The following is a 22,415-nucleotide window of genomic DNA, read 5'->3' as shown; positions in this document are numbered from 1 at the left end:
CTTCGCAGAATCATAAGCTAAAAAATATAATTGCTGCCGGTTGCACCTGATCCGTATCACATGACTTCCAGAACTGCATCCCTGAAGTACTGAAAGCTGAGGGAGCTGTTGCGCTGCCAATCGATTTGGCGGCCTAGCTGGCGTGCGGCTTCTATTTTGCGCAGGCCTCCTTCGAAATAGCCGGCCTTCTTCATCAGCCGCTCGAAGGCTTCCCAGGTGCCGCCGGAAATGGCATCCGGATCACGGAAAGCTTCTTTTTGCGGGACATTTGCGCTCACTCTGGGATAGATATGTTTGACAGCATCCCAGTCCCCGAAATACCAGGCTTCGAGTTCTTCGATGGCGATCCGGTTCACCACCTGCCAGCGGGCAGAGCCGCTTGAGCGGGTGCGAAGACCTTCCCGGAGGACGATATCGTCCAGTCTTTGTTTAAGTTTGTAGCAGTCCTCATTGTCCCTGTCCACAACCACGACTATACGCCAGTCTGCCGGAAGCCATGCAGAGTAGCCCCTCAGTCGGGAGGAGAGTTTGGAAAGCAGGTCATCCTTGCACTGGAAAGGGTAAATCTCAAAGCTCACTTTATCTCCAAGCATCCGGGGGAGTAATTCCCGGAGAAATGCCTCCATGGAGGGTTCTTCAACCAGGATTTCCAGATGTCCTGCATTCATGGCTTTCCTCCTTTACGCGATGGGGCTCCCTGGTTAACAAGCGGATCCCCCATGCCAAAACGCCCTTCCAGCCACAGGTATCCCAGCGAAGCGCCAGCCTCTACAAATTCCGGGATGCCCCGGATATCTGCCGCCCGGACTGTCTGGGTGTATCCGCGTTCATCGCGGTAAAGTATGCGGACCTCTTCAGGTCTCAGAGCGTTGACGAAAAAGGGTGAATGGGTGGTGACAAGGAACTGTCCACGGGCACTTGCTGCACGGCATTCTTCGGCCAGTTCCGGCAGCAGGCGAGGGTGAAGAAAATTTTCAGGCTCTTCAATACCAATGAATGAAGGTGGCTCGGGGTCGTTAAGCAACACCAGATAAGCCAGCATCTTAAGTGTGCCGTCAGATGCGAAGCGGGCAAGCACCGGGTGGTCAAAAGGAGCATCCTTGATCTGGAGCAGGAGGCGGCCGTCCGGCATAGCCTCAGCCAGCACTTTTTCCACATGAGGGACGCGGTTTCTCAATACCTCGAAGATATGCTCCAGCCGTGATGGGTGTTGCTCGGCCAGGTACTGTATGACATTGGCCAGATTATCGCCTGTGCGTGAAAGTCTTTCCTGCGGGCCTGCCTCCGGCTGCCCACGTGTATCATCCACAGACAGGTAAGAGACGTGCCAGCCTGTGATAAAATCGCGTAACGAAGCCACACGCGGGTGGTCGGCAAATTGGCCCAGAGCATTTACAGCTATGAGATCTGGAGATTTGAGTGGAATTTCAACTCGCTTGTCCTGTTCATCTGGTTTTTCACCGCTAATGGCACGGCCCTTGCCTTCACGGTACTCCATAAATCGGAAGGGTTTACCCTGTGTACCCCGCCTCCACTGCAGCCATTCTTCCACTACTACAGGCGAACCCTTACGTTCGTCCACAGCTAAGTGATAGGTTATTTTCGGGAAGCCAGGTTCCTTGTATTTTATCTCGATGACCACAGGTCCTTCACAGCCACGTGTCTTGAGTTCTTTCGCCCTGCCCCGTCGGTCCCAGGCCCGGCGCAGTCCTGATTCAAAACATTCAGACAGGAAAGCGAAAACATCGAATACTGTAGACTTGCCACTGCCGTTAGGACCTAATAGTACTGTCATAGGTGTAAGATTCTTGAACTCCACCTGCCGTAGTGCCCGATAGTTCTCCACCCTCAGATACTCGATGCGCGCCGGCGTCTTTCGTTCTCTTTCACTCATAGTATAATAACTCCGGTTTTTAATTCCGGTTTACTGGCATTCATATTATGACGTTTTATGAACGTGTTAGAGTTCTACTCTCAAACTCTGCCTTTTGATTAGTTTCGATTTTTATTCACTTATGATTTTCCGTTTAAGTATATTTGCTAATCCTTTTAACTCTTGCTCTTTTTTATAATTTTTCAAATTTTACACTATTTTCCGGTTTCATATTTTGAATATCTATAAAAGCAACAGTGGTCCAGTAATAAATAATTATAACAGATCCCTTTAAATTAACAGTTTCTTAAAACCAATATTGTGAAGTGCTGGCTGCTCCGCTCCCATTGAGAGCTCGGATCCTGTAAATTGAAAATACAGTAGGATAAAGTGATGCCAAAATATTAGAAAAATATCAAAAAAGAGATTTGGGTTTGTGCTCAAAATTAAGTTTTCCGTTTTCCTTCCCATTCAAACCAGCAGATCCTCAACCCCAGCTTCTCTCACAATTTTAATCGCTTTTTCCTCTTCTTCGGGGGTAAGCTGGCGTCCGATTTCCTGGTATTCCAGCGCCCGGTAGCAGGGCATGTACTGGAACATGAGGTTGAACCTGATTTGCGGGATGTTTTTTGCCACCCATTCGGCAATCGGCTTTGTGCAGCACTCGAGGTGGCCTGGAAGGACGAGGTGGCGCAGGAGGACTTCGGCTGTTTCGTAGGCAAATTTGAAGTTCGGCTGCACGATCTCCAGGTAGCTATTTATTTTTGAGTATCTCCGGGCGCATTCGTTGTTTCCGTATTTGAAGTCGCCGAGGTAGACGTCCACTACTCCCTCCAGAATTTCTGCAATTTCAGGGGAGTGAAACATGTTTGAATTCCAGATAACCGGGTTGTTCTGCGAAGTTTCCCTGATGATTTTGAGAATGGTATATGTGTGAGGAGTTGGAGTTACGAAGTTTACGTTTTTTGCCCCGTGCATCCTCCTGAGGTCAATCAGTTTTGCAAGCTTTCGTGGCTCAATTCGGGTCCCGCAATCCGGGCAGGTAGAGATGTCCCAGTTCTGGCAGTAGACGCAGGCAAAGACGCAGCCTGCAAAAAAAATCGTGTGTGAAGGCACAAGTTCAGGCTCTTCTCCCATATGCAGGAACTCGGAAGCATAATAAGAAACATCGGTCAGCTTGCAGAAGCCTTTTTCGCCTGCCTTCCTGTTGACTCCGCAGTTCCACCCGCAGCAGGCGCAATTCTCGATCATCCTCTCCACGATTGCAATCTTGAGGTCAAGGAGAGAAGGGCTGGCTTTAGGGAGCTCAAGAAAGCTTTTAGTGTACAGCCTCAGCATGTCCGAACTATCTGAATAAGCTAGGGCTTCCGCGGCTTCGATTTCAAGGCTTTCCAGCAAATTTCGGTATTCTTTGATGCTTGCTTTATGGGCATTCCGGAGCTCTTCAAGTTCCATTTCCGGGTCAAATTCGACTGAAATTCTCTCTGTTATCCTGGAGAGAGCAGGCATTTCATCACCCTGAACCTTAAGATAGCGTTTCAGGTACTTCGGGGCTGCCATATTAGAATATCTGTTTGCATGGGTTAAAGGTTTATGGTAAATGTTTAATGGTAACAATTTACCAGACCGCAACGAAACAGCCAGTAGAATCCTGTGAAAAAGTTTTCCGTACAGCAGAGCATACGGCAGAAAGAACTTCCCCCGACGTCCGCAGGACTGAATTTTTGATGATCCCTGATTACTGCACGAGGTTGAGACCGACCTGCCAGGTAAGAAAAAAAACAATCAGCAAACCGATACCTCAATTAAACCGCAATTAAGATACAAAGATACAATAAGTGTAACCTTTAGATATTGAAAAAAAACATCTTCTGGTCTGAGGTAATTATTTCCTTAACCTAAGACCGATTTTAAATCCGCAGATAAATACAAACGCCTCCGCCAGCTTGTCTGGTGGCCTTTTAAAAAAGAATAAAAAAAGAAAAAGAAACCTGTCAAAGATACAGATTTATTGAAAAACATGCAGTTTGCCGAAAACCAGGCGATAAGGGATCACAGGCAATAAATCACTCCTTATCCTCCGTAGAACCTTTAACGACAACAGTTCCTGCCATTACATCGTGAACTCCCTGCCTCATATCCATAAAGAGAACAGGAGCGTATGTTACGACTGGTATGAGGAAATACCATCCCAGGTGTTGATTAATTATGCCCGTTCCGTTAGCAGCTATATCCACGACTACCAGAACAAGACCCGACATCCCTCTTGCAAAATATCTGAAAAATGCCCTCAGGAAAGAGATCCTCTTCTCCTCAAAGTCGACCACTTTCAGGTTCATCCACTTTTTTCCGGGTGTTGCCTGTGCCTGAGAACTTTCAAAGTAAACAAAATAAGCAAAGATCGCAAGGTTTGCAAAGGCAATACCGTATATCTTAGCCAGAGGACTGTTAGTTACCGTAAATGCAATCAGGATAATAAATACAAACAAATTTACTAAGAGGATATCAAAAATATAAGCTGCACATCTTTTCCAGATGTCTCCCAGACGAGCTTCTTCAATCATTTTTTCTTCATTCACACATTCAAAATACTTACCGCTCTCACCGGTAACACTAACCGTTTTCGTATTAAACCATTCCCCCGTTTCTATAATTTTTTTAATGCGTAGTAACTATGCAACCGGGAAAGGTTAAAAATATTTTGGTTGAGTTTTAGAGAGTGTTTTTCTTTCTGAGAGTAAACAAATTCCCCGAATGTCTTTTCTTAATCCTAAAAGAACTCTCTGGCTCCCTCAGAACATTTAAAAGTAAACTTGGTACTACTCATTCATACTTTAAGATAGTTGAACAAAATATTCAGGCTCTAAAGCTAAAATGAAAGAAAAGTGAAATTTGTTTTAAGTATTAAATCGCTGACGTTCACATAACCCGTGTATATATTACTTATTTAATTTGATTTAAGAGAAAGCCGTTCACTGTGCGAACGGGGATAGGGAACGGGTTTGAAATAGTGAACACAGAGAGGTTCTGAATAGCGAATAAAACTCATACTTTTTTTCAATACTTCCCGGTCATCTTTGCAATCGTCCTGTACATCCCTTATACTTAGCTCATTTCCGAGGTATGTCCTAGGGCATTACCCGATCATATTTCTGATACCTCCTTCCCTGCAGACACCAGGGGTTTTTTCGATTTATTCATTCAAGTGCAGCCAGATTTTGTTTATGCATTTTTCTTTCAGAACGGGGATCAGGTCCCAAAATTCGGTTTTTGTAACGGCGAGGACAGTGTGGTCGGGGCTAGCGTGAAGTTAAAAAATATTTCTTAACAAGTCAGGTATCGGTTAGTCAGAAAGGTCAATAAATGGATATTTTTGCCATGGCTATTGAAATCTGTCAAAGCAACCCATAAAAGAAAACCCATCAAAGAAAATATATCCAATGAAATATATAAAAGACCTGCATCAGATGGGAGAAAAATATGGACAATAAATGCCAGTTGTTCAAAGAGATACCTCTGGAAGAATATTTTGTTGAAAAAGAGCCATATTACATTCCGGTTGGAAACGAAGTGGAGATTTTTATAGCAGCCTATAAGAATTTGCTGCCAGTCAACCTGAAAGGGCCTACAGGGTGTGGTAAGACACGTTTCATGGAATATATGGCTTACAGGCTGAAGCGGCCTCTGATAACTGTTGCATGCCATGAGGACCTTACTGCCACCGACCTCGTGGGGAGGTTTTTGATAAAGGGAGAATCCATTGAATGGAGTGATGGACCTCTTACAAAAGCAGTTAAGAGTGGTGCGATATGTTATCTTGATGAGGTTGTTGAAGCCCGAAAAGACACAATTGTGGTTATTCATCCGCTTACCGATGACAGGCGCATAATCCCGGTTGATAAGCTGGGTGTGGTAATGAAGGCGCCTGCCGAGTTTATGCTTGTAGTTTCTTATAACCCGGGCTATCAGAGTGTTGTAAAAGATATGAAACAGAGTACGCGCCAGAGGTTTATTTCCATTGATTTCGATTACCCGCCTGCAGAGCTTGAGATGCAGATAGTTGCACATGAAAGCGGGGTCGGACAGGAAATGGCGAAGTATCTTGTAGAAATCGGCTCGCGTATAAGGAATTTTAAGCATCATGGGCTTGAAGAAGGGGTTAGCACACGGCTGTTGATCTATGCCGGAAAATTAATCCGGGAAGGTATAGAACCTAAAAAAGCATGCCAGATAGCAATGGTCAGGCCGATTACGGACAATCCGGACCTGCAGGTCAGCCTTGATGAGATAATCTCTGCAATTATGGAGTGATAACCACTGCCCCTGGATATCAAAAAACACGATAAACTATCGCAGGAAGGATTTCATGAAGGATTTCATGAAGGATTTCATGAAGACTTTCAAAAAGGCTTTCAAGAACACCTTCAGGACGAATTGTCCCACAAAGAACTCTCTGCACTGATAAAGTCAAATTTTCCGAAACTTGATGTGAAAGATATTTCTGTGGCTGCGGAACAATTAGTAGAATTTGACAGGGCTGAACTGGAAACAGTACTTCATCCCGGAAAATTCATCACAAAAAAAGGAAAAAGGGTTCAGGCAGCTTACATCAGAACGGCACCCGTGGTCTATAAACTCACAAAACTAACAACGGAACAGACAGAACTGGCAGATCAGATCGATCAGACAGCTCAAAAAGACCGGACAGCTCAAAAAGACCGGACAGCTCAAAAAGACCGGACAAACCGTGAAAACCACGACTTCCGTAAATGGCTTTCAATTGCCAGCAAAGCCTCAGAATTAAGCTTTTCCTGCTTTGAAGGGTTCTTTGACTCCTCGGTTGTGATCCTAAAGAAAAAAGGTCAAAAAGGGCTTCCTCTTTTAGAAAAATGGACGGAAATCGGGGCATCGCTCGCTGAAAAAAACAACCGGCTTGCAATAGCTTACTTTAGTCACACTGCCAGTATAGTGACCTCCACTTCCCTTAACACTGATATCTCCACTTCCACAGATATTCCTATTTCCACTAATATTCCCACTAATATTCCCACTAATATTCCCACTAATATTCCCACTTCCACGGATATCCTCGCTAATATTTCCACCGGTACTTCCACCGACGTTTCTGCTGATACTTCAACTAATACTTCCATTGACACCAGGGACCTGGAAAACTTTAAAGAATTTATAAGGCTCGGAGAGAAATTTGCCGGCTCAAATGCAAAGGTTGCAGAGGCATATTTTGAACGCCTTCCGGATATGCTGGCTCTCTTTTCCCCTGAGGATTTCAGGATATTTTACAGCATAATTGACTGCCTGCTCAATGTGCAGTGGATAGTAGCTATCGATATCCTGGCTGCATCAAAAGATGTATTTTCAGCTATTCCGCCTCGAAGACGAAAAGAGCTTCTAACAGCATTAAATGAATTTGCAGGCTGCGCAGGCTGTGTAGATCATGCGGACGAAACTGCCGTTGCACTGGCGCTATTCAAGCATACGCCTGCAGCAATGGCAAAACTGGATGATATGGGTTTTGGAACCTGGGTATCAACAGCTAAAGAAATAGCAAAAATAAATGTTGATGCAGCTGTTAGCTTCCTGGACAGGAGTCCGGGTGTCCTTTTATACCTTAATATCAGTGAGCTTCAACAATGGGCTGAAAAGGGGATACTTTCCCTCTCATCCGAAAAACAGGCTTTTGAGAGGTTTTATGAGAGCAGTTTTGGGGACCTGGAAAAACGTCTTAAAACTATTAATAGTGAGGAAAGGGAATATTTACTTGATGTTGGAGTCGAACTTGCGCTTATAAATCCAGACTGCACTGGCAGTTACTTTGAATACTCTCCTGCTGCTCTCAGGTTATTTTCAGGCAGCAAATTTAAAGATTGGGTGGACACAGGATCCAGAATATCAAAAGAGAGTTCCAGCCTTGGTTCGGGATATTTCAAAAACTCGGTTGTTTCCTTCAGGAAAATACCCCCTTCATATCATGGAGAAATATTCGAAATAGCGCAGTCACTGCTCGAAAAAGACTGGCTTCTTGCAGGAAAATTTTTCGAGAGCCTCCCGGAAGTTGTTGAAAAAATAGGACACAGAGACATCAGGAAATGGGTAGATACCGGGATAAAAGTTTATGATTCGGATAGAAATCTCGCTGTGGATTACTTTACTTACTCCCCTGCGCTCCTGACTGACCTTGATGTTCTCGAACTGGAAGAGTGGGCACTGAAAGGGCTTGAGATTTCTGAAGGTAACATTTTTCCTGGCAGGCCCTACTTCTCCTTAAAGTCCAGAAGTTCAAAAGATTTCATTGATGAACTTACAGGAAGTGTTGCCCTTAAGAAAGTTGCAAATATCCTCAGGTATTATGCAATGGGGCTTTCAGGTACCGGTTTTAAGATACGGTCAAAAAAAGAGCTTCCGGGTTATAATGAGACCAATAAAACCGGTTCTTTAAACCCTGTTATATCAGGCAGGACAATCTATCTTGAACCGAGAATCAACAGGTATGGCAATTTTGAGAATAATTTCAAGATATACAAGTTAAGTGTCATGCATGAGGTAGGCCATGCTCTGTTCAGTTCTTCAAAGATTTCTTCGAAAGCCGTGTGCGAATTGCTAACAGCAATAAATGAAAAATACGGAGCTGAAAGAAGCGACCTGCTCTCAGAAGATATTCTGCTTTCAGACAATATTCGGCTGTCGAAGGACATAATGGATATCTCAACCATAATAGCGATGTTCCCAAACAGGGTCCTGGCAGCAAGCATACTTGGCATTCTGGAAGACGCAAGGGTTGAGTACCTGATAATGGACCTTTATAGGGGCTTGCGTTCGGACCTTGAATCTGTAAGGTCCCGGATGCTCCTGACAAGACCTGTCCCGGAAGGGGACCTTGAAAAGCTTATGGAAGCCCTACTGTGGCTTTCATCCCTTCACAAACCGCTTTTTAAGCTTACGGAAGAGACCGGGTTCCTTCTCGATAAAATTCATGATATTTTGCGGAACCAGGTTTTACAGCCTGATTCGTCAACTTTGACCTCTCTGGAAGCTACTTTTGACATATACATTATGCTTGAAGACTTTCTGGGCTCACTGGGGCACCGGAAATACGAGACAATACAAAATATCGAATACCGGGGTGTGGGTTTTGGTTCTTTCGGTGTAAAGGATACTCTGAGCACAAAATCTCATGAAAATATAATTAAGAAATTTATCCCTGAAAGTGAGGACAAACCTGCAGCTGAAGAAGAACGGCCCGTAAACGAGAAAACACATGGGGAAAAAGCAAAACCGAAGCCTGCGTATGCGACGGATAAAAACTGGAAGGTCCTTGGCAGTTACAGGTATGACGAATGGGATTATGCTATGAACGATTATAAGTCAGACTGGTGCGCTGTACACGAAATAGAACCTGCCGGAGGGTCAGGTGAATATTACAGGGATGCTTCCGAGCGTTATCGCAACGAGATTGATCTCATAAAAAGTGTTTTCAGCAGAATGAAACCGGAGTCGTTTCAAAAATTGAAAGGGCAGACAGACGGTACGGAGATCGATATCGATGCTTTTTCAGATGCTTTGATAGAAAGAAGGTGTGGAATTAACCCTGATGAGAAACTTTATGTGAGATGGGATAAACGCAAAAGGGATGTTGCTACCCTTTTCCTCGTAGATGTGAGCGCCTCGACCCGAAAAAGGCTTTGTGGAGAAGGAAGAAGTGTTGAGGAAAGAAGGAGTGTTGAGGAAAGAAGGAGTATTGGGGAAAGAAGGAGTATTGGGGAAAGGAGTATAATAAACATTGAAAAGGATGCGCTGGTAATAATGGTCCAGGCCCTTGAAAACATAGGAGACAAATACGCAATTTATGCATTTTCCGGCCATACAAAAGAAGATGTGGAATATTACATCATAAAAGAGTTCGGTGAAGAGCTGTCAGCGAGTGTGGAGCAAAGGATAAGCCTGCTAGAACCGGTAGCTAACACAAGACTTGGGCCTGCAATCCGCCATTCCATCGAAAAACTGGAACAGGTCGATGCTAGAACAAAGATTCTTATTTTGCTATCAGACGGTGAACCTTATGATACCTGCTATGGAGAGGGAGCATATCAGGGAAAACTTGCTGAAGAAGATACAAAGACTGCCATCCGGGAAGGAAATGCCCGCGGAATTCATTTTTTTTGCATTACTGTTGATAACAATCCCGGAGACTATCTTGATAACATATTCTCTGATACCGGGTACACGATAATTGATGATGCACAGATACTCCCGGAGAGGCTTCCTTTACTTTATAAGCGAATAACTACCTGACGAAAACCGGAACCTAACAGGAAATCCAGTCCCGCTCAATCACATTTTAAGAAAATAGAACAAATTATTCAGGAACTTAAAGTCTAAATGGAAAATAAGTGAGTAAAATAGAAAATAAGTAAGTAAAATAGAAAATAGGTGAGTAGAATAGAAAATAAGTGAGTAAAATAGAAAATAAACGGGCTAAAATGGGATAAAAATAAATATTACCTTCTGCTAGTAGAATTTGCATTAAGATTCTTAGGGTAGAGTATTTTCCTGTTTTTTCCCACCTTTTTTCAATAATTCCCCGTCATCTTCGCAATCGTCCTGTGCATTCCATGTATACTTAACCCGCTTCCCAGATATATCATAGGGCAGCGCCCTGCCAGGTATTCAAGATTCTCTTCTTCGCAGGCACTGAGAGCTTTTTCGGTTTCTGTTTTCCAGTGGATCCAGACTTTTTTTGCGCCTTTTTCTTTCAGGGCAGGGATCAGGTCGCCAGGCTCGGATTTCGTTATCCCGACGATGGCGCGGTCAAGGCCGCCCGGAAGTTCGGAGACATTTTTCAGGGAGCCGGGCTCAGGTTTATCGGATAAGTCAACAACGTATACTTTCCTGCCCCTCTTTTTGAGTTCTGAAGCAGCCCATTTCATGGCTGGCTTTGTATTGTCAGTAATTACTGCAAAAGTGTTTGCGTTCCAGAAGTTCTCCCAATCTGAAGCTGTTGGTTCCATTTTAAATTCCCCTTTATTTAATAATTATATTCGTATATTAAAATATATCTTACAAGTTATTAATATGTTGTATTCCCGGGTCTGTATGCCCGGCCTGTGTGACAGATTTGATTTGAAAATAGTGTAAAATGGTGGAAGATAGCGTAAAATGATACAAAACGGAGTAAGAGCCTATCCGAAAAGTCAGTAATGCATGTTGAAAAGTCACAATAGGTCTATAATGTCAGAGTATCCGTTCCGGTTTTGCATATTGCATATTGTAAAAGTTATAGCATGTAACCACTTTTCGGATAGGCTCTAAATGCACCAGTGAAATTATAAATGCCTCAAAACCGAAAAATAAAAAATGAAGGGGCAGCAGGATTCTGACAGAACCCGCTTACTGTCCCTGAAGTCTTTGCCCGGCAGTCTGGAGTGCTCCGCCCAGTGCCTTTGCAAGCTCACAGTTCTGGTTGCACTTTGAGGCACAGGTGCAGTATTTAGGGACGTTTTCCATCATCCACTGTCCAAGGAATCCGAAGGCTTTGAGCTGTTCTTCATTTGCGGTCTGTACGAAGTTGTTTATGTCCTGTAATTCCATTCATTATCACCGGACTCTTAAAAGCTGTATATATTTATATACTTGAGCGTCAGAATTATGCACAACTTTCTGATAGTACAGAAAAATGACCCTTAATACAAAAATGATAGCAAACCAGAGTAACCTTTAACTAAAATATCTCAAATTAAACAAAAGCAGGTTTTTTACAGGTTCAGAGATTGATAGGAATGGAGACGACACAGGCAGATACTGACATTTACTACAGGGAAGAATTGCATTCCATTAAGGAAGAGGTAACGTCCCTGAGGAATGAGTTCTCGAGGTTTTTGCAGAGGTCAAACCAGCAGCATATTGAAGGGATGCTGGTAGAAATGAGGAAAAACTTCATGAAACCCATGGTGGACTATCTTTGCGAGGACGCAAACGAAAGGATGCACAGCCAGATGACCAGGGACTGCGGGATGAGGGAGTTCTGTGAAGTTGCATTCAAAGAGATTTTACAGGAAACAGCAGGGCTTGTTGGCAGAGCGAAGGTTGATGCCGGGACTGTCAGATTGCACAGGGACAGGCTTGAGGAATTAAAGAAGGAAGCAAAAAAACCTCAGTGCAGCAGGTGCTTTTCAGAAGCCAGCAATCTTTTTGAAAAACAGGTAAAACTCATGCGCTCCCTCCAGATCTATGAAGACAGGGAAGAAAAGGACGAAAAAGGCGACATAAGTGCAATCGAGCCTGACAGGATAGTTTCTGAGGTCTGCGAACCTATTGCAAACAAACAGCGCCTCGTTATGCTAAAAGCCCTTTCGGGAGAAAACAAGACCTTCTCTGAGCTTTCCAAACTCACCGGGCTTCGCGGCGGAAACCTTTTATTCCACCTGCAGAAACTGCTTGATACGGGCATGGTTTTACAGCGTAGTGAGAGGGGAGACTATATCATCACAAGAAAAGGATACTCAACCCTTCAGGGACTCTCCAGGATCTATTCAGAAATCGGGCTGATAGAATAAAGGATTATGAGGATATGAAATAAAGGATATAATGCAGCGCATACAAACCTATGCATAAAAACTGTAGTATAAAAATCGCGGTATAAAATCTGTATAAAACCAAAACGTAGAAAATTAAAAACATAGAAAATTAAAAACGTAAAAAACCTGTAGATAGATAATAGATAAGTTAACTTTCTCCATTCAGGAAAGGCGAATAGGAAAAAGTTAAAGAAATAAGCTTAAATGGAACAGGCCAGTTTAGCCATCGTTGCCAATTGCATCAACCGGACAGGCTTCCAGTGCCTCCTCACAGGCTTGCTTTTCCTCATCATTTTCCGGCTGCTTATATACATAAGCATTGGAATCATCATCAGTCATTTTAAAGTTCTCTGGTGACGTATCCACACATAGGTGGCATGCGATACATTCGTAGTCACAATAATAAGGTCCGGGAACATTTTCAGCAACTTTATCTGTCTTATCAGCCATATTTCACTCTCCCTATTGTGTTTATCCCACAATAAGAGTAATTAGGGGATTTTTATATATAACTTAACATTCAAAATACTCTTTCAAGCCTTAAGGTTCAATCATATTCCTTATATTCAACTAAATTGCCTTTAAATGACACCGTCTTCGGATATCTTTTTCCTGTAATGAAAAGAAAGTTTTATTAATAGACACATTTATTATAATAAACAGTTTTATAAATAAACCAAAGATATAAATATCAGCCTATATTAATTTTAACAGGGGATCAGTATTACGGAAAAGAGCCTTCAGAGCAAGTTCACGGGAAAAGGGCATCCTGAAAAGGAGCTGCCCGACTTTTTTGAATCTAAAGAAGAATTGAAAATCTTCCTCGAAAGTATTCCACAGGTCATCTTCATAAGAAAAGCCGAAGCCGGCTTTCCGGTAGAGTTTGCTTCTGCAAACGTTTCATTTCTTGGGTATGAGCCTGCTGAGTTTAAGACTGGAAAAATTCTATATGTTGACATAGTCCACCCTGAAGACCTTGAAGCTTTTAATTTCGGGGTCATAAGCAATTCTGAAAGGGGAATTAAGGATTACACTCTGGAATATAGGGTCCTCACAAAGAACGGAAACGTTCGCCGTGTTGAGGATAGGACTCTCATCCAGTATGGAAAAAACGGCAGGATAAGCCGCTACTTCGGGATTGTTTCGGACATTACCACTCGTAGAGAGCTTGCAGAAAAACTGGAGCAGGAGGAGCAGAAGTTCAACTCTCTGCTCAACTCAAACAACAGTATCATAATTATCCTGGATAGAAATGGAAAATTCCTGGAAGTAAATGAAGGAGCGTGCACGGGTCTGGGATACAGCAGAGAAGAACTCCTTAAGCTTGCTCCGGCAAACATCGACACCAGGTATGGGAACCAGTTTTCCAGGCAGGTTAAGAAAATATACCAGGAAGGGAAAATTACTTTTGAGACTACCTATCTGAAAAAAGACGGCATCTCTATCCCGGTAGAAGTGGAAGCCCATGTAATGGATTACGAGGGCAAAAATACTGTTCTTATAGTTGCAAGAGATATCAGCGCGGAAAAGAAAATAAAAAGAGATATCTCGCATTTACTAAAAGTGAACAAAGTCCTGGAATTAATTATAAGCAGCAGCCCTTTAGTCGTTTTTTTGAGCAGCCCCAGGGAAAAGCGACCTGTGGAATTTATAACTGAAAACGTAATCATTTTCGGATATCCTGCAGGAGCCTTTACCTCAGGAGAACTCACATATGAAAACATTATCCATCCCCTTGATATTGAAAAGGTAAGGGATAACCTGTTCAGGAATTATAATGAAGGTAGAAACGACTTTTTCCAGGAATACAGGATCCTCACGGCTTCGGGAGAGGTCCGCTGGGTGAATGAGCAGACTTTTATCCATTCCGATGAAAAAGGAGATATTGATTACCTGTACGGAACAGTTATTGATGTTACTGAAAAGAGGCAAAGCTCTGACTTCCTGCGTCTCCGCCGCGATGCCGGAAATGCCCTTGCTTCTACAGATGAAATTCAGGAAATTTTAAGGCAGCTCCTTGATCTCGCTCTTGAGGTCGAGCCTCTGGATTCTGGATGCATCTATCTTATGGATGAAGGCAGTAACGAACTGAGGTTAAAAACCTGCAAGGGGTTATCTCCTGCTTTTGTGAAAGCGGCGTCCGGTTTTGGGAAAGCTCAGGGGCTGGCAAACCTGCTCAGGATAGGGAAACCTGTTTACAGACATTATTTTGAGATTAAAAATATGGCTTCTCTTGAGACTCCACCTGAAGAAAAGCTTCGAGCAGCTGCTTTTATCCCTGTATTCTCAGGTGGTCGCTTTGCTGCAGTCATTCAGCTCAGTTCCCATAAAGCAGATGAAATCTCCGAAACTTCCAGAAAACAGCTTGAAACCATTGCCCTTGAACTCGGAAACGAAATCGGCAGAATAAGGGAAAAAGCAGAGCTCCATCAAACCAGCAGCGATTTTCAGGGGCTTTTTAAGAGCATAAAGGATTTTCTTTTTATTGTGAATTACGAAGGCTGCATTCTCCATTCCAATCCTGCTTTCCGCAAGCACCTTGCTTATACTGAGAAAGAACTCCTTGGAAAGAATATACTTTCTTTCCACCCTCAGAACCGGGTACTCGAAGCCGCAAAAAATTTTTCTGAAATCCTCGAAGGAAAAACTTCCCTGTACAGCGTGCCCTTTGTTAGCAGGGAAGGGGCTGAGATTTTTGCCGAGACCAGATTCAGTAGAGGTTCATGGAAGGGACAGGAAGTCCTTATCGCTCTCGCACGCCCCAGGCTTACAGAATAAGGGACAAAAGGAACAGAAAAAGGAACAGAACAAAATAAATCTAATCTGATGGATTTCTTCAGGTTTTAACCAATAAAATTATATATCAATTTTTTTTATTTTTTTCTCTCGCTAAGTGGATGATAGATCTAAAAATAGCCTATTCCTTTTTCAAGCAGAGAAACGACATATACGATAAGTTTCATTTTCAAAAAACATGTATATAAAGTTATCTCATGCAACGATCTAACAGTATCTCAGGGTATAACGTCGATTGATAAAGATATTTAAGATAAATTCAAAAAAAGGTTTAAATTAAAAGTTATTTCATATGAACGGATTTGAAACTTTCGTTTTTTTCACCTATATATGTCTTCCGAAATTCTCCTGTTTGGAGAGAGTTAAAACCACGAGAAATATATTATAAGCTGGTGAGTTGTAAATCCAGAACAGCTTACACCAGTACGTTGGTTCCTAATTGTGTGAACCCTGATAGGGAACACATATTGTACTTACGCGAATAGATTCAAACAGACTAAAACGCACCAACATGTCTGGAACCATAAACTGCATTCCACAGGGCCGGGCGCGTAAATGCCCAAAAGAACCATTTATCTACCACCGCATCTACCACATCAAAATATCTACCACATCTAACATATCTACCACACCACAAACCCGGCCCTGGTGTGCAGCCGAAAAGCTTTGAATTCTCTTTTTAATAAACGCTCCTTTGAGCAGCATGTTTTTCAGCAATTTTCGCCTTTACCGGCACTGGAGCTGTATTTTTGAGTTCATTTTCCAGCCTAAAAATAGTTCACTTTCCAGCCTAAAAATAGTTCACTTTCCAGCCTAAAAATAGTTCACTTTCCAGCCTGAAAATAGACTTCAAGATGGCTTATAACGCCTTCCGGAAAACATATTTAATTGCAGGCGGTTTTTTATTAAATAGGAAGCATAAAACGACTTGTCTGATAACCCGCCATCTGATACTATCTAAGTATTGAGTTTAGCTTAAAGTACCGAATTAGCTTAAAACAAAGTACATCACATCTGAAAAAGAATTGTTGTGGGGGAATAATCATGGTAAACAGGAATCCTGCAGACCTGCCTATGAGGGTTAAGCTGCCTGAACCGGGAATTTCAGGCAATCGGATCGAAGAACTGCTTGCAAAGCGAAGATCAGTACGTAGATATGCTGAAAGAGACCTGTCCGAAACGGTAATTTCCCGTTTTCTCTGGGCAGCCCAGGGGATAAGTTCAAAGGAAGGGTTAAGGACATCTCCTTCTGCAGGTGCGCTTTATCCCCTTGAGATCCACGCTGTTATCGGAGAGGGAAATGGGTTTGAGCCCGGAATTTACAGGTACATTGCAGAAGAACATACCCTTACGCAGGAAATCCCTGGCGATATGAGAGAAAGGCTCTCAAGAGCAGCCCTTTCCCAGCCTATGGTCAGACAGGCTCCCGTCTCACTTATAATCTCCGCAGTCTACCCGCGTATAACGAGCAAATACGGAAAAAGAGGCATCCGTTACGCAGATATGGAAGCCGGACACGCAGCCCAGAACGTTTACCTGCTGGGCGTGGAACTCGGGATAGGCACCTGTGCCGTAGGGGCTTTTGACGATGAAGAGGTAAAAAAAGTCCTTAAACTACCTGCAAATGAAGAGCCTCTTTATATTCTGCCGCTTGGCTACATATAAATGCCTGAAAATAGATGCCTGTAAATGCTTTTCCGGCAAGAATCAGGGGGGCTCTAAAAAAAGAACTCAGCAAGAGCTCAAAGAGAGTTCAGAAGTCCCTTTTCACCGACGGATCCATTTCAGCATTTTCCCTGACCAGCCCGCCTCCGAAAAGTGTGTAGATTACGGGCCTTGCATTTGCCAGTCTTACTTTGCGGATGTCTTCATTGGAAATTCCTTCGATATGCTTAATCAGCGCTCTCAAGCTGTTCTGATGGGCACAGACTATTACATTTTTTCCTTCCCGAAGGGGAGGGGATATCTCCCTTTCGAAATACGGGACTGCACGTCTATAGATGTCTTTGAGGCTCTCTCCTTCAGGAGGCCCTTCGTCGTAACTCCGGCACCAGTGAAGGATCTGTTCTTCCCCGTATTTCTCTTTCATTTTGTCCTTTTTCCTTCCCTGCAATATCCCGTAATAACGCTCATTTAAGGCTTCACTGGAATAGATCGGGATCAGGTTTTTTTCGGTTTTCGGGGGATATGAATACTGGTTTTCTTTTTTGTCCATCCCGGCTTCGGCTCCGCTTTCTGCCCTGTCCTCCTCTGAGCCGGCTGCTTCATGGACAAAGACTCCGATCTTCTTCTGCTTAGAGAGGATAAGAAAGAGGGTTTCCTGCGCCCGGACCAGCTTTGAAGTAAAAGCAAGGTCCAGCCCGATCTTTTCAATTTCGGCAGCACAGAGCAGGGATTCTTCTATCCCTTTCCCTGTTAGTGGGACGTCAACCCAGCCTCCAAATCTGCCGTCAACGTTCCAGCCGGATTCCCCATGTCGTACAAGTATCAGGTAACTCATCCAGATCTTCCAATCCCAGGAATTAATGCTTATTTTTTAAAAAGTGGCTTTAAGTTATGGTTTTAAAGTATGACTTTAAGGCGTGACTCTTTGATTTAAATACTCATGATTTATGCGATTGGGGCCTGAACTCAAGTTCCGTATCGTAGAGCAGATGCCAGAGATCCCCTTTCTTGTCCATTCTTTCCGCATCAATTGCAGCTCCCTCACCTTCTATTTCAAACCTGAAACTTTTTTTCCCGGATGTGACTTTTCCGAGCCTGCTCTCCATCCTGCTGTAGTCCAGGGCATCGGCAAGCCTGACAAGGGCAGCAACTTTCAGGGTAAGTTCCTGCAGGTCTTCAGGCATGTTTCCGAAGCTTTTCTCATTAAGTCTACTGAGCTTTTTTTCTCCGATATTCTTTTTGTGCAGGAAAGCCGTCCAGGCAACAACAGGCCAGAGCCGTTCAGGCAGCTCCGAAGGCGGGTGCAGGAGCAGGATATCTCTTCCTGCCCGATGGTGGTTTTTAAGGTCCGTAGCGACCCCTACATCATGAACAAGAGCTGCTATTTCCAAGAGCTTCCGGAATTCAAGGCCAAGACGGTGGACAGGAGCAAGGATATCAAAAAGCTCGAGCACATTTCGTGCCACATTGTCGGCGTGGCTTCGTTCAATCCCATACCTGTGGTAAAGGGCTTCGAGGGGCAAAGGATCGGGAACGAAAGTTTCTCTGGACTTCTCCTCCCCTGAAATTTTGCCACCTGGATCTGCATCGGACCGTTTGTTCCCTGAAGGTTTATCATCTGAATTCACATTAAAACCCTTTTTTGTTATTTTTCTTTATCTGTATGGTGTTAGATCAACTTAAACTTGTTTTTTTCAGTCGGGATGTAAAGTAAACATTCTCTTAACTGTAAACATCATTTTAATTAAATTTCAAAATTACATATAAATTTGAGAACTATATATCTTGATAAGGGAATTATTTTGGGGATAATGGCGGAAAAACTGAATAACATAACTGAATAACATAACTGAATAACATAACTGAATAACATAACTGAATAACATAACTGAATAACATAATTGAATAACATAATTGAATAACATAATTGAATAACATAACTGAATAACATATTTGTAGGCTACCGGAGAAAGTTCTTCACGTTTGTACGGACAATTCAGATTTCGTTAAAAAAGGGGCATGACAGAGGGGATTCAAACGGTTAACAGTTGTCTCGCTCAGAGAATCAGACGGAACCGGGTTACTTCTTGAGCCAGAATTACTTGCATAACTGTTAATGCGCAGTCACAAATTCTAATACGATTGTCAAAAGTCAAAGTTTTTGAGGGGAGAAAAGTGAAAAGAATAATTGCCTCGGAAATGATAACGCTCGATGGCTACTTTGCGGGACAGGATGGGGAGATAGACTGGTTTTTCTGGAATGAAGAAATGGCGCAATCTGCCATCGATCTGATAAGTACCGCGGACACGCTTCTATTCGGACGGGTAACCTATGAACTAATGGCAAGTTACTGGCCATCCGCTTCTCCGCCTACGGAAGACCCAATAATCATTGACAAGATGAATAATTTACCCAAAATTGTTTTTTCAAGGGCGCTTAAGAAAGTTGAGTGGGGAAAATGGAACAATGTGAGGCTAGTTAAAGAAATTACACCGGAAGAAATTCTTAAAATGAAAAAGCAGCCCGGAAAAAACATGGTGATATACGGTAGTGGTAGCATTGTGTCAGCTTTCATGAATCTTGGTTTAATTGACGAATATTACCTTTTTGTTAATCCTGTCGTCTTGGGCAGAGGAAAGTCCCTGTTCAAAGACCTGAATGACAGGCATAAGATGAAGCTTATAAGAACAAAGGCGTTCAGCAACGGCGTCTTTCTGCTTCACTATCAGTCTGACTCAAAGGAGGCGATTAAAGCATGACAAATAAGCTTACTAAGATTACAGCTGAACCTGGGAAACAGGAGATTATCATTGAAAGGGAATTTGATTCACCGCGTGAGATTGTGTTTAAAGCATTTACCGACCCGAAGCTTTATGCACAATGGCTTGGGCCTCGTGAACTTGTAATGACGCTTGAGACATTTGAGCCAAGAAACGGAGGTTCATGGCGCTACATCCAAAAAGACCCGGATGGCAATGAGTATGCATTTCATGGTGTGAATCATGAAGTCTTAGCACCTGAACGAATTATTGGCACATTTGAATTTGAAGGGCTTCCGGAAAAAGGGCATGTCATCCTCGAAACAGCGAGATTTGAAGCATTGCCGGGTGACAGGACAAAATTAACATCTCAATCTGTCTTCCAGACGGTTGAGGATCGTGACGGGATGCTCCAGTCAGGCATGGAAGAAGGGGTTAATGATTCGTATGACCGTCTCGATGAGCTATTGGAAAAGATGAAAAAATAAAAGTTAAGATTTGATTTATGATGGCAAAAGGCATAAGGGCATCGAATATACCGGCTTTGACGAAGATACCCGGACACTGCGTTCGCATTTAATGGAAATTAACGGTGGTAATTTTACATATACCTACGACCTCGAAGGCGATACCCTGTATTACTGGTTCGGAGACAAAGGTTCGGACAATTTTAGCCGGGGGACGTTCAGCAAGGATGGAAATACCATTAAAGGCCGCTGGCAATGGCTGGAAGGCGATGGTAAAACGGGTGGCTACGAGTATACTACGACTCGCGTAACTAAAGGCAACCGGGAGACACATATGCAAAAAATCACCTCATGCTTGTTGTTCGATGGTAAAGCTGAGGAGGCAATGAATTTTTATACATCAGTTTTTGAAAATTCAAAGGCTGTTAGCATTACGCACTATGGAGAAGCAGGGCCCGGACAGAAAGGAACGGCAATGTTCGTGACATTCCAGCTCGACGGACAGGAATTCATTGCGTTAAACGGCGGTCCACAGTTCACCTTCGCTGAAGCCATATCTTTGTTTGTGAGCTGCGAGGCCCAAGAGGAAGTAGATGATCTATGGGAGAAGCTCTCCGAGGGCGGAGAAAAACAAAGAATCGGCTGGCTTAAAGATAAATACGGCATGTCATGGCAAATTGTACCAACCTTTTTGGGCGAGCTGTTAAATGATCCTGACTCTAAAAAATCACAAAGAGTTATGAAAGTTATGCTTCAGATGGATAAAATTGATATAAAAAAATTAAAGCAGGCATATGAGGGACAATAATCTGAAAGGATAATAGAATATGAATAAGAACAATACACAGAAGCCACCCGAGCCAGATCTAGCACTCAAGTGCTTGAATGTCTTTGTCGGCAAGTGGAACACGGAAGGCCAGCTTAGAGCAACACCGTCTAACCCTGCCGTTAAGATAATTGGAACGGATATCTATGAGTGGCTGCCCGGCGGGTTTTTCCTTATTCACCGCGTGGATGTGCGTATGGGAGACGAGGAGGTCAAGTCCGTTGAAATCATCGGCTATGATGCTTCGAGCAATATCTATCCAATGCGCTATTTTGACAACAAGGGCAATTCCGGTACATCTCAGGCGATTGTACGTAACGGTGACTGGATATTCATTGGAGAATCGGAGCGCTCCACGGTTACGTTCAGCGACAACAATAATATTATAACGGCCAGCTGGGAGCGGTTAAGTGATGGCTCGAACTGGTCACCCTGGATGGAGGTGAAGTTAACCAGAGTGAAAGATCTCATGGCACACCCGTTTGATACCGGTTCCACCTCAAAAAACAGGGAAAAAAAGCCTGAACACCCGGATAGAGAAGCCACAGGCAACTATGCTTTCGTTAACGGTCTCAACATTTATTATGAGATACATGGAACTGGCAAACCACTGATCCTGCTTCATGGCGGTGTTGGTGCGAGCGAAATGTTTGGTCCGATCCTGCCAATACTCGCAGAAAACAGGCAGGTCGTTGCAGTCCATTTGCAGGCTCACGGGAGGACGGCTGACATCGACCGGCCGCTCAGCTTCGAGTCGATGGCTGACGATATCGCGGCGTTGACGAAGCACCTCGACATCGAAAGAGCCGATATCATGGGCTACTCTCTTGGCGCAGGCGTAGCTCTGCAGACAGCCATCCGCCACCCTGACCTAGTTCGCAAACTTGTGATTATCTCAGCTCCTGTTAAGCAGAATGGATGGTACCCCGAGGTTCAGGAGCTTATGGCGCAGATGGGTCCCGAGACTGCAAAAGCAATGAATCAGACCCTGCTCTACCAGTTCTATCCCGACACCGACTGGGAAGTGCTCTTTACTAAACTAGGTGACCTGATCAGGCAGGACTATGACTGGTCGAAGGACGTGGCTTCGATTCGGTCGCCTATGATGATCGTTTTTGGGGATGCGGACGCCGTCCGTATTGATCATATAACTGAGTTCTTCGCATTATTTGGCGGTGGTCAAAGGGATGCCGGCCTCGATGGTTCCAAACGGCCAACAGCGCAGCTCGCTATTCTGCCGGGCGTAACGCATTACAATATTCTCTCCTTTCCCTCGCTGGCTGCCTTTGTTACGGCGTTCCTTGACTCACGCATGCCTGAGGTTGAGTGAATACAACTTATCGGCTGCATAATTACTAAATTTATTAACGAGTCTGCAGATCAAGAATACAACTTATCGGCTGCATAATTACTAAATTTATTAACGAGTCTGCAGA

The 22,415-nt window shown here is 43.6% G+C and carries 19 protein-coding genes; 10 read left to right on the top strand and 9 right to left on the bottom strand.

The features are described 5' to 3' along the window. Positions 1–56: 56 nt before the first annotated feature. From FXV91_RS05370 to FXV91_RS05355, 4 genes are all read right to left on the bottom strand, one after another. On the bottom strand, positions 57–668 hold the full coding sequence (locus FXV91_RS05370) for a DUF4276 family protein (protein ID WP_229389172.1): 612 nt from the start codon (positions 666–668) through the stop codon (positions 57–59). Continuing rightward, on the bottom strand, positions 665–1,894 hold the full coding sequence (locus FXV91_RS05365; protein WP_255679934.1) for an AAA family ATPase: 1,230 nt from the start codon (positions 1,892–1,894) through the stop codon (positions 665–667). The genes FXV91_RS05370 and FXV91_RS05365 overlap by 4 nt, the downstream gene beginning before the upstream one ends. 450 nt (positions 1,895–2,344) lie before the next feature. After that, positions 2,345–3,433: a radical SAM protein gene (locus FXV91_RS05360; RefSeq protein WP_229389170.1), complete on the bottom strand. Its 1,089-nt coding sequence runs from the start codon at positions 3,431–3,433 to the stop codon at positions 2,345–2,347. A 506-nt stretch (positions 3,434–3,939) separates the two neighbouring features. Continuing rightward, a complete protein-coding gene (locus tag FXV91_RS05355; protein WP_229389168.1) occupies positions 3,940–4,437 on the bottom strand; it encodes an RDD family protein in 498 nt (165 codons plus the stop codon). 916 nt (positions 4,438–5,353) lie between these two features. On the opposite strand from FXV91_RS05355, the gene FXV91_RS05350 reads away from it, so the two are divergent. Together FXV91_RS05350 and FXV91_RS05345 are read left to right on the top strand one after the other, a co-directional pair. Next, positions 5,354–6,184, top strand: a complete 831-nt coding sequence (locus FXV91_RS05350; RefSeq protein ID WP_229389166.1) for a CbbQ/NirQ/NorQ/GpvN family protein — start codon at positions 5,354–5,356, stop codon at positions 6,182–6,184. A 177-nt stretch (positions 6,185–6,361) separates the two neighbouring features. Continuing rightward, positions 6,362–10,183, top strand: coding sequence for a VWA domain-containing protein (locus tag FXV91_RS05345; protein ID WP_229389163.1), 3,822 nt, complete (start codon positions 6,362–6,364; stop codon positions 10,181–10,183). A gap of 278 nt (positions 10,184–10,461) precedes the next feature. Here the strand turns inward: FXV91_RS05345 and FXV91_RS05340 are convergent, their stop codons facing one another. Continuing rightward, positions 10,462–10,899 carry a CoA-binding protein gene (locus FXV91_RS05340; RefSeq protein ID WP_229389160.1) on the bottom strand — a complete coding sequence of 146 codons (438 nt, stop codon included), beginning with the start codon at positions 10,897–10,899 and terminating at the stop codon, positions 10,462–10,464. Between the two features lie 379 nt (positions 10,900–11,278). Then, on the bottom strand, positions 11,279–11,479 hold the full coding sequence (locus FXV91_RS05335) for a hypothetical protein (RefSeq protein ID WP_229389159.1): 201 nt from the start codon (positions 11,477–11,479) through the stop codon (positions 11,279–11,281). A 188-nt stretch (positions 11,480–11,667) separates the two neighbouring features. Here FXV91_RS05335 and FXV91_RS05330 point away from each other — a divergent pair, with 188 nt between their 5' ends. Further along, positions 11,668–12,444, top strand: coding sequence for a winged helix-turn-helix domain-containing protein (locus tag FXV91_RS05330; RefSeq protein ID WP_229389157.1), 777 nt, complete (start codon positions 11,668–11,670; stop codon positions 12,442–12,444). Between the two features lie 240 nt (positions 12,445–12,684). Here the strand turns inward: FXV91_RS05330 and FXV91_RS05325 are convergent, their stop codons facing one another. Continuing rightward, positions 12,685–12,915: a ferredoxin gene (locus FXV91_RS05325; RefSeq protein WP_229389155.1), complete on the bottom strand. Its 231-nt coding sequence runs from the start codon at positions 12,913–12,915 to the stop codon at positions 12,685–12,687. A 267-nt stretch (positions 12,916–13,182) separates the two neighbouring features. On the opposite strand from FXV91_RS05325, the gene FXV91_RS05320 reads away from it, so the two are divergent. The 3 genes from FXV91_RS05320 to FXV91_RS05310 all read left to right on the top strand — a co-directional run bounded on the left by FXV91_RS05320 (position 13,183) and on the right by FXV91_RS05310 (position 16,926). Beyond that, complete coding sequence (locus FXV91_RS05320; protein ID WP_345945475.1) at positions 13,183–15,243, top strand: PAS domain S-box protein; 2,061 nt, start codon at positions 13,183–13,185, stop codon at positions 15,241–15,243. 529 nt (positions 15,244–15,772) lie between these two features. Next, entirely contained in the window at positions 15,773–15,931 is a 159-nt protein-coding gene (locus FXV91_RS05315) for a hypothetical protein (protein ID WP_229389150.1), read from the top strand. A 374-nt stretch (positions 15,932–16,305) separates the two neighbouring features. Continuing rightward, positions 16,306–16,926: a SagB/ThcOx family dehydrogenase gene (locus FXV91_RS05310; RefSeq protein WP_229389147.1), complete on the top strand. Its 621-nt coding sequence runs from the start codon at positions 16,306–16,308 to the stop codon at positions 16,924–16,926. A gap of 88 nt (positions 16,927–17,014) precedes the next feature. On the opposite strand, the gene FXV91_RS05305 is transcribed toward FXV91_RS05310, so the two are convergent. Both FXV91_RS05305 and FXV91_RS05300 read right to left on the bottom strand, forming a co-directional pair. Beyond that, positions 17,015–17,761 (bottom strand): 2,3-diphosphoglycerate-dependent phosphoglycerate mutase, encoded by a 747-nt coding sequence (locus FXV91_RS05305; protein ID WP_229389144.1) that lies wholly within the window; start codon positions 17,759–17,761, stop codon positions 17,015–17,017. A gap of 103 nt (positions 17,762–17,864) precedes the next feature. Next, a complete protein-coding gene (locus FXV91_RS05300; RefSeq protein ID WP_229389142.1) occupies positions 17,865–18,554 on the bottom strand; it encodes an HD domain-containing protein in 690 nt (229 codons plus the stop codon). Between the two features lie 547 nt (positions 18,555–19,101). Here FXV91_RS05300 and FXV91_RS05295 point away from each other — a divergent pair. Genes FXV91_RS05295 through FXV91_RS05280 form a run of 4 tightly spaced genes read left to right on the top strand, consistent with a single transcriptional unit; the run spans position 19,102 to position 22,309 of the window. Then, positions 19,102–19,686: a dihydrofolate reductase family protein gene (locus FXV91_RS05295; RefSeq protein ID WP_229389139.1), complete on the top strand. Its 585-nt coding sequence runs from the start codon at positions 19,102–19,104 to the stop codon at positions 19,684–19,686. Beyond that, a complete protein-coding gene (locus FXV91_RS05290) occupies positions 19,683–20,174 on the top strand; it encodes an SRPBCC family protein (protein WP_229389136.1) in 492 nt (163 codons plus the stop codon). Before FXV91_RS05295 ends, FXV91_RS05290 begins: the two co-directional genes overlap by 4 nt. 10 nt (positions 20,175–20,184) lie before the next feature. Further along, positions 20,185–20,961: a VOC family protein gene (locus FXV91_RS05285; protein ID WP_229389133.1), complete on the top strand. Its 777-nt coding sequence runs from the start codon at positions 20,185–20,187 to the stop codon at positions 20,959–20,961. Positions 20,962–20,980: 19 nt separating this feature from the next. Beyond that, on the top strand, positions 20,981–22,309 hold the full coding sequence (locus FXV91_RS05280) for an alpha/beta fold hydrolase (protein ID WP_229389130.1): 1,329 nt from the start codon (positions 20,981–20,983) through the stop codon (positions 22,307–22,309). Positions 22,310–22,415 lie beyond the last annotated feature (106 nt).

Source organism: Methanosarcina sp. DH2 (assembly GCF_020804225.1).
Taxonomy (GTDB): domain Archaea; phylum Halobacteriota; class Methanosarcinia; order Methanosarcinales; family Methanosarcinaceae; genus Methanosarcina.
Note: the sequence above shows the minus strand (reverse complement) of the source record. Positions and strands in the feature narration are given on the sequence as shown.

Coding starts and splice junctions, on each gene's coding strand:
- FXV91_RS05355 (WP_229389168.1), bottom strand. CDS start 4,437: ATGATTGAAGAAGCTCGTCTGGGAGACATCTGGAAAAGATGTGCAGCT.
- FXV91_RS05280 (WP_229389130.1), top strand. CDS start 20,981: ATGAATAAGAACAATACACAGAAGCCACCCGAGCCAGATCTAGCACTC.
- FXV91_RS05360 (WP_229389170.1), bottom strand. CDS start 3,433: ATGGCAGCCCCGAAGTACCTGAAACGCTATCTTAAGGTTCAGGGTGAT.
- FXV91_RS05315 (WP_229389150.1), top strand. CDS start 15,773: ATGTCTGGAACCATAAACTGCATTCCACAGGGCCGGGCGCGTAAATGC.
- FXV91_RS05330 (WP_229389157.1), top strand. CDS start 11,668: ATGGAGACGACACAGGCAGATACTGACATTTACTACAGGGAAGAATTG.
- FXV91_RS05340 (WP_229389160.1), bottom strand. CDS start 10,899: ATGGAACCAACAGCTTCAGATTGGGAGAACTTCTGGAACGCAAACACT.
- FXV91_RS05325 (WP_229389155.1), bottom strand. CDS start 12,915: ATGGCTGATAAGACAGATAAAGTTGCTGAAAATGTTCCCGGACCTTAT.
- FXV91_RS05370 (WP_229389172.1), bottom strand. CDS start 668: ATGAATGCAGGACATCTGGAAATCCTGGTTGAAGAACCCTCCATGGAG.
- FXV91_RS05290 (WP_229389136.1), top strand. CDS start 19,683: ATGACAAATAAGCTTACTAAGATTACAGCTGAACCTGGGAAACAGGAG.
- FXV91_RS05350 (WP_229389166.1), top strand. CDS start 5,354: ATGGACAATAAATGCCAGTTGTTCAAAGAGATACCTCTGGAAGAATAT.
- FXV91_RS05365 (WP_255679934.1), bottom strand. CDS start 1,894: ATGAGTGAAAGAGAACGAAAGACGCCGGCGCGCATCGAGTATCTGAGG.
- FXV91_RS05305 (WP_229389144.1), bottom strand. CDS start 17,761: ATGAGTTACCTGATACTTGTACGACATGGGGAATCCGGCTGGAACGTT.
- FXV91_RS05310 (WP_229389147.1), top strand. CDS start 16,306: ATGGTAAACAGGAATCCTGCAGACCTGCCTATGAGGGTTAAGCTGCCT.
- FXV91_RS05335 (WP_229389159.1), bottom strand. CDS start 11,479: ATGGAATTACAGGACATAAACAACTTCGTACAGACCGCAAATGAAGAA.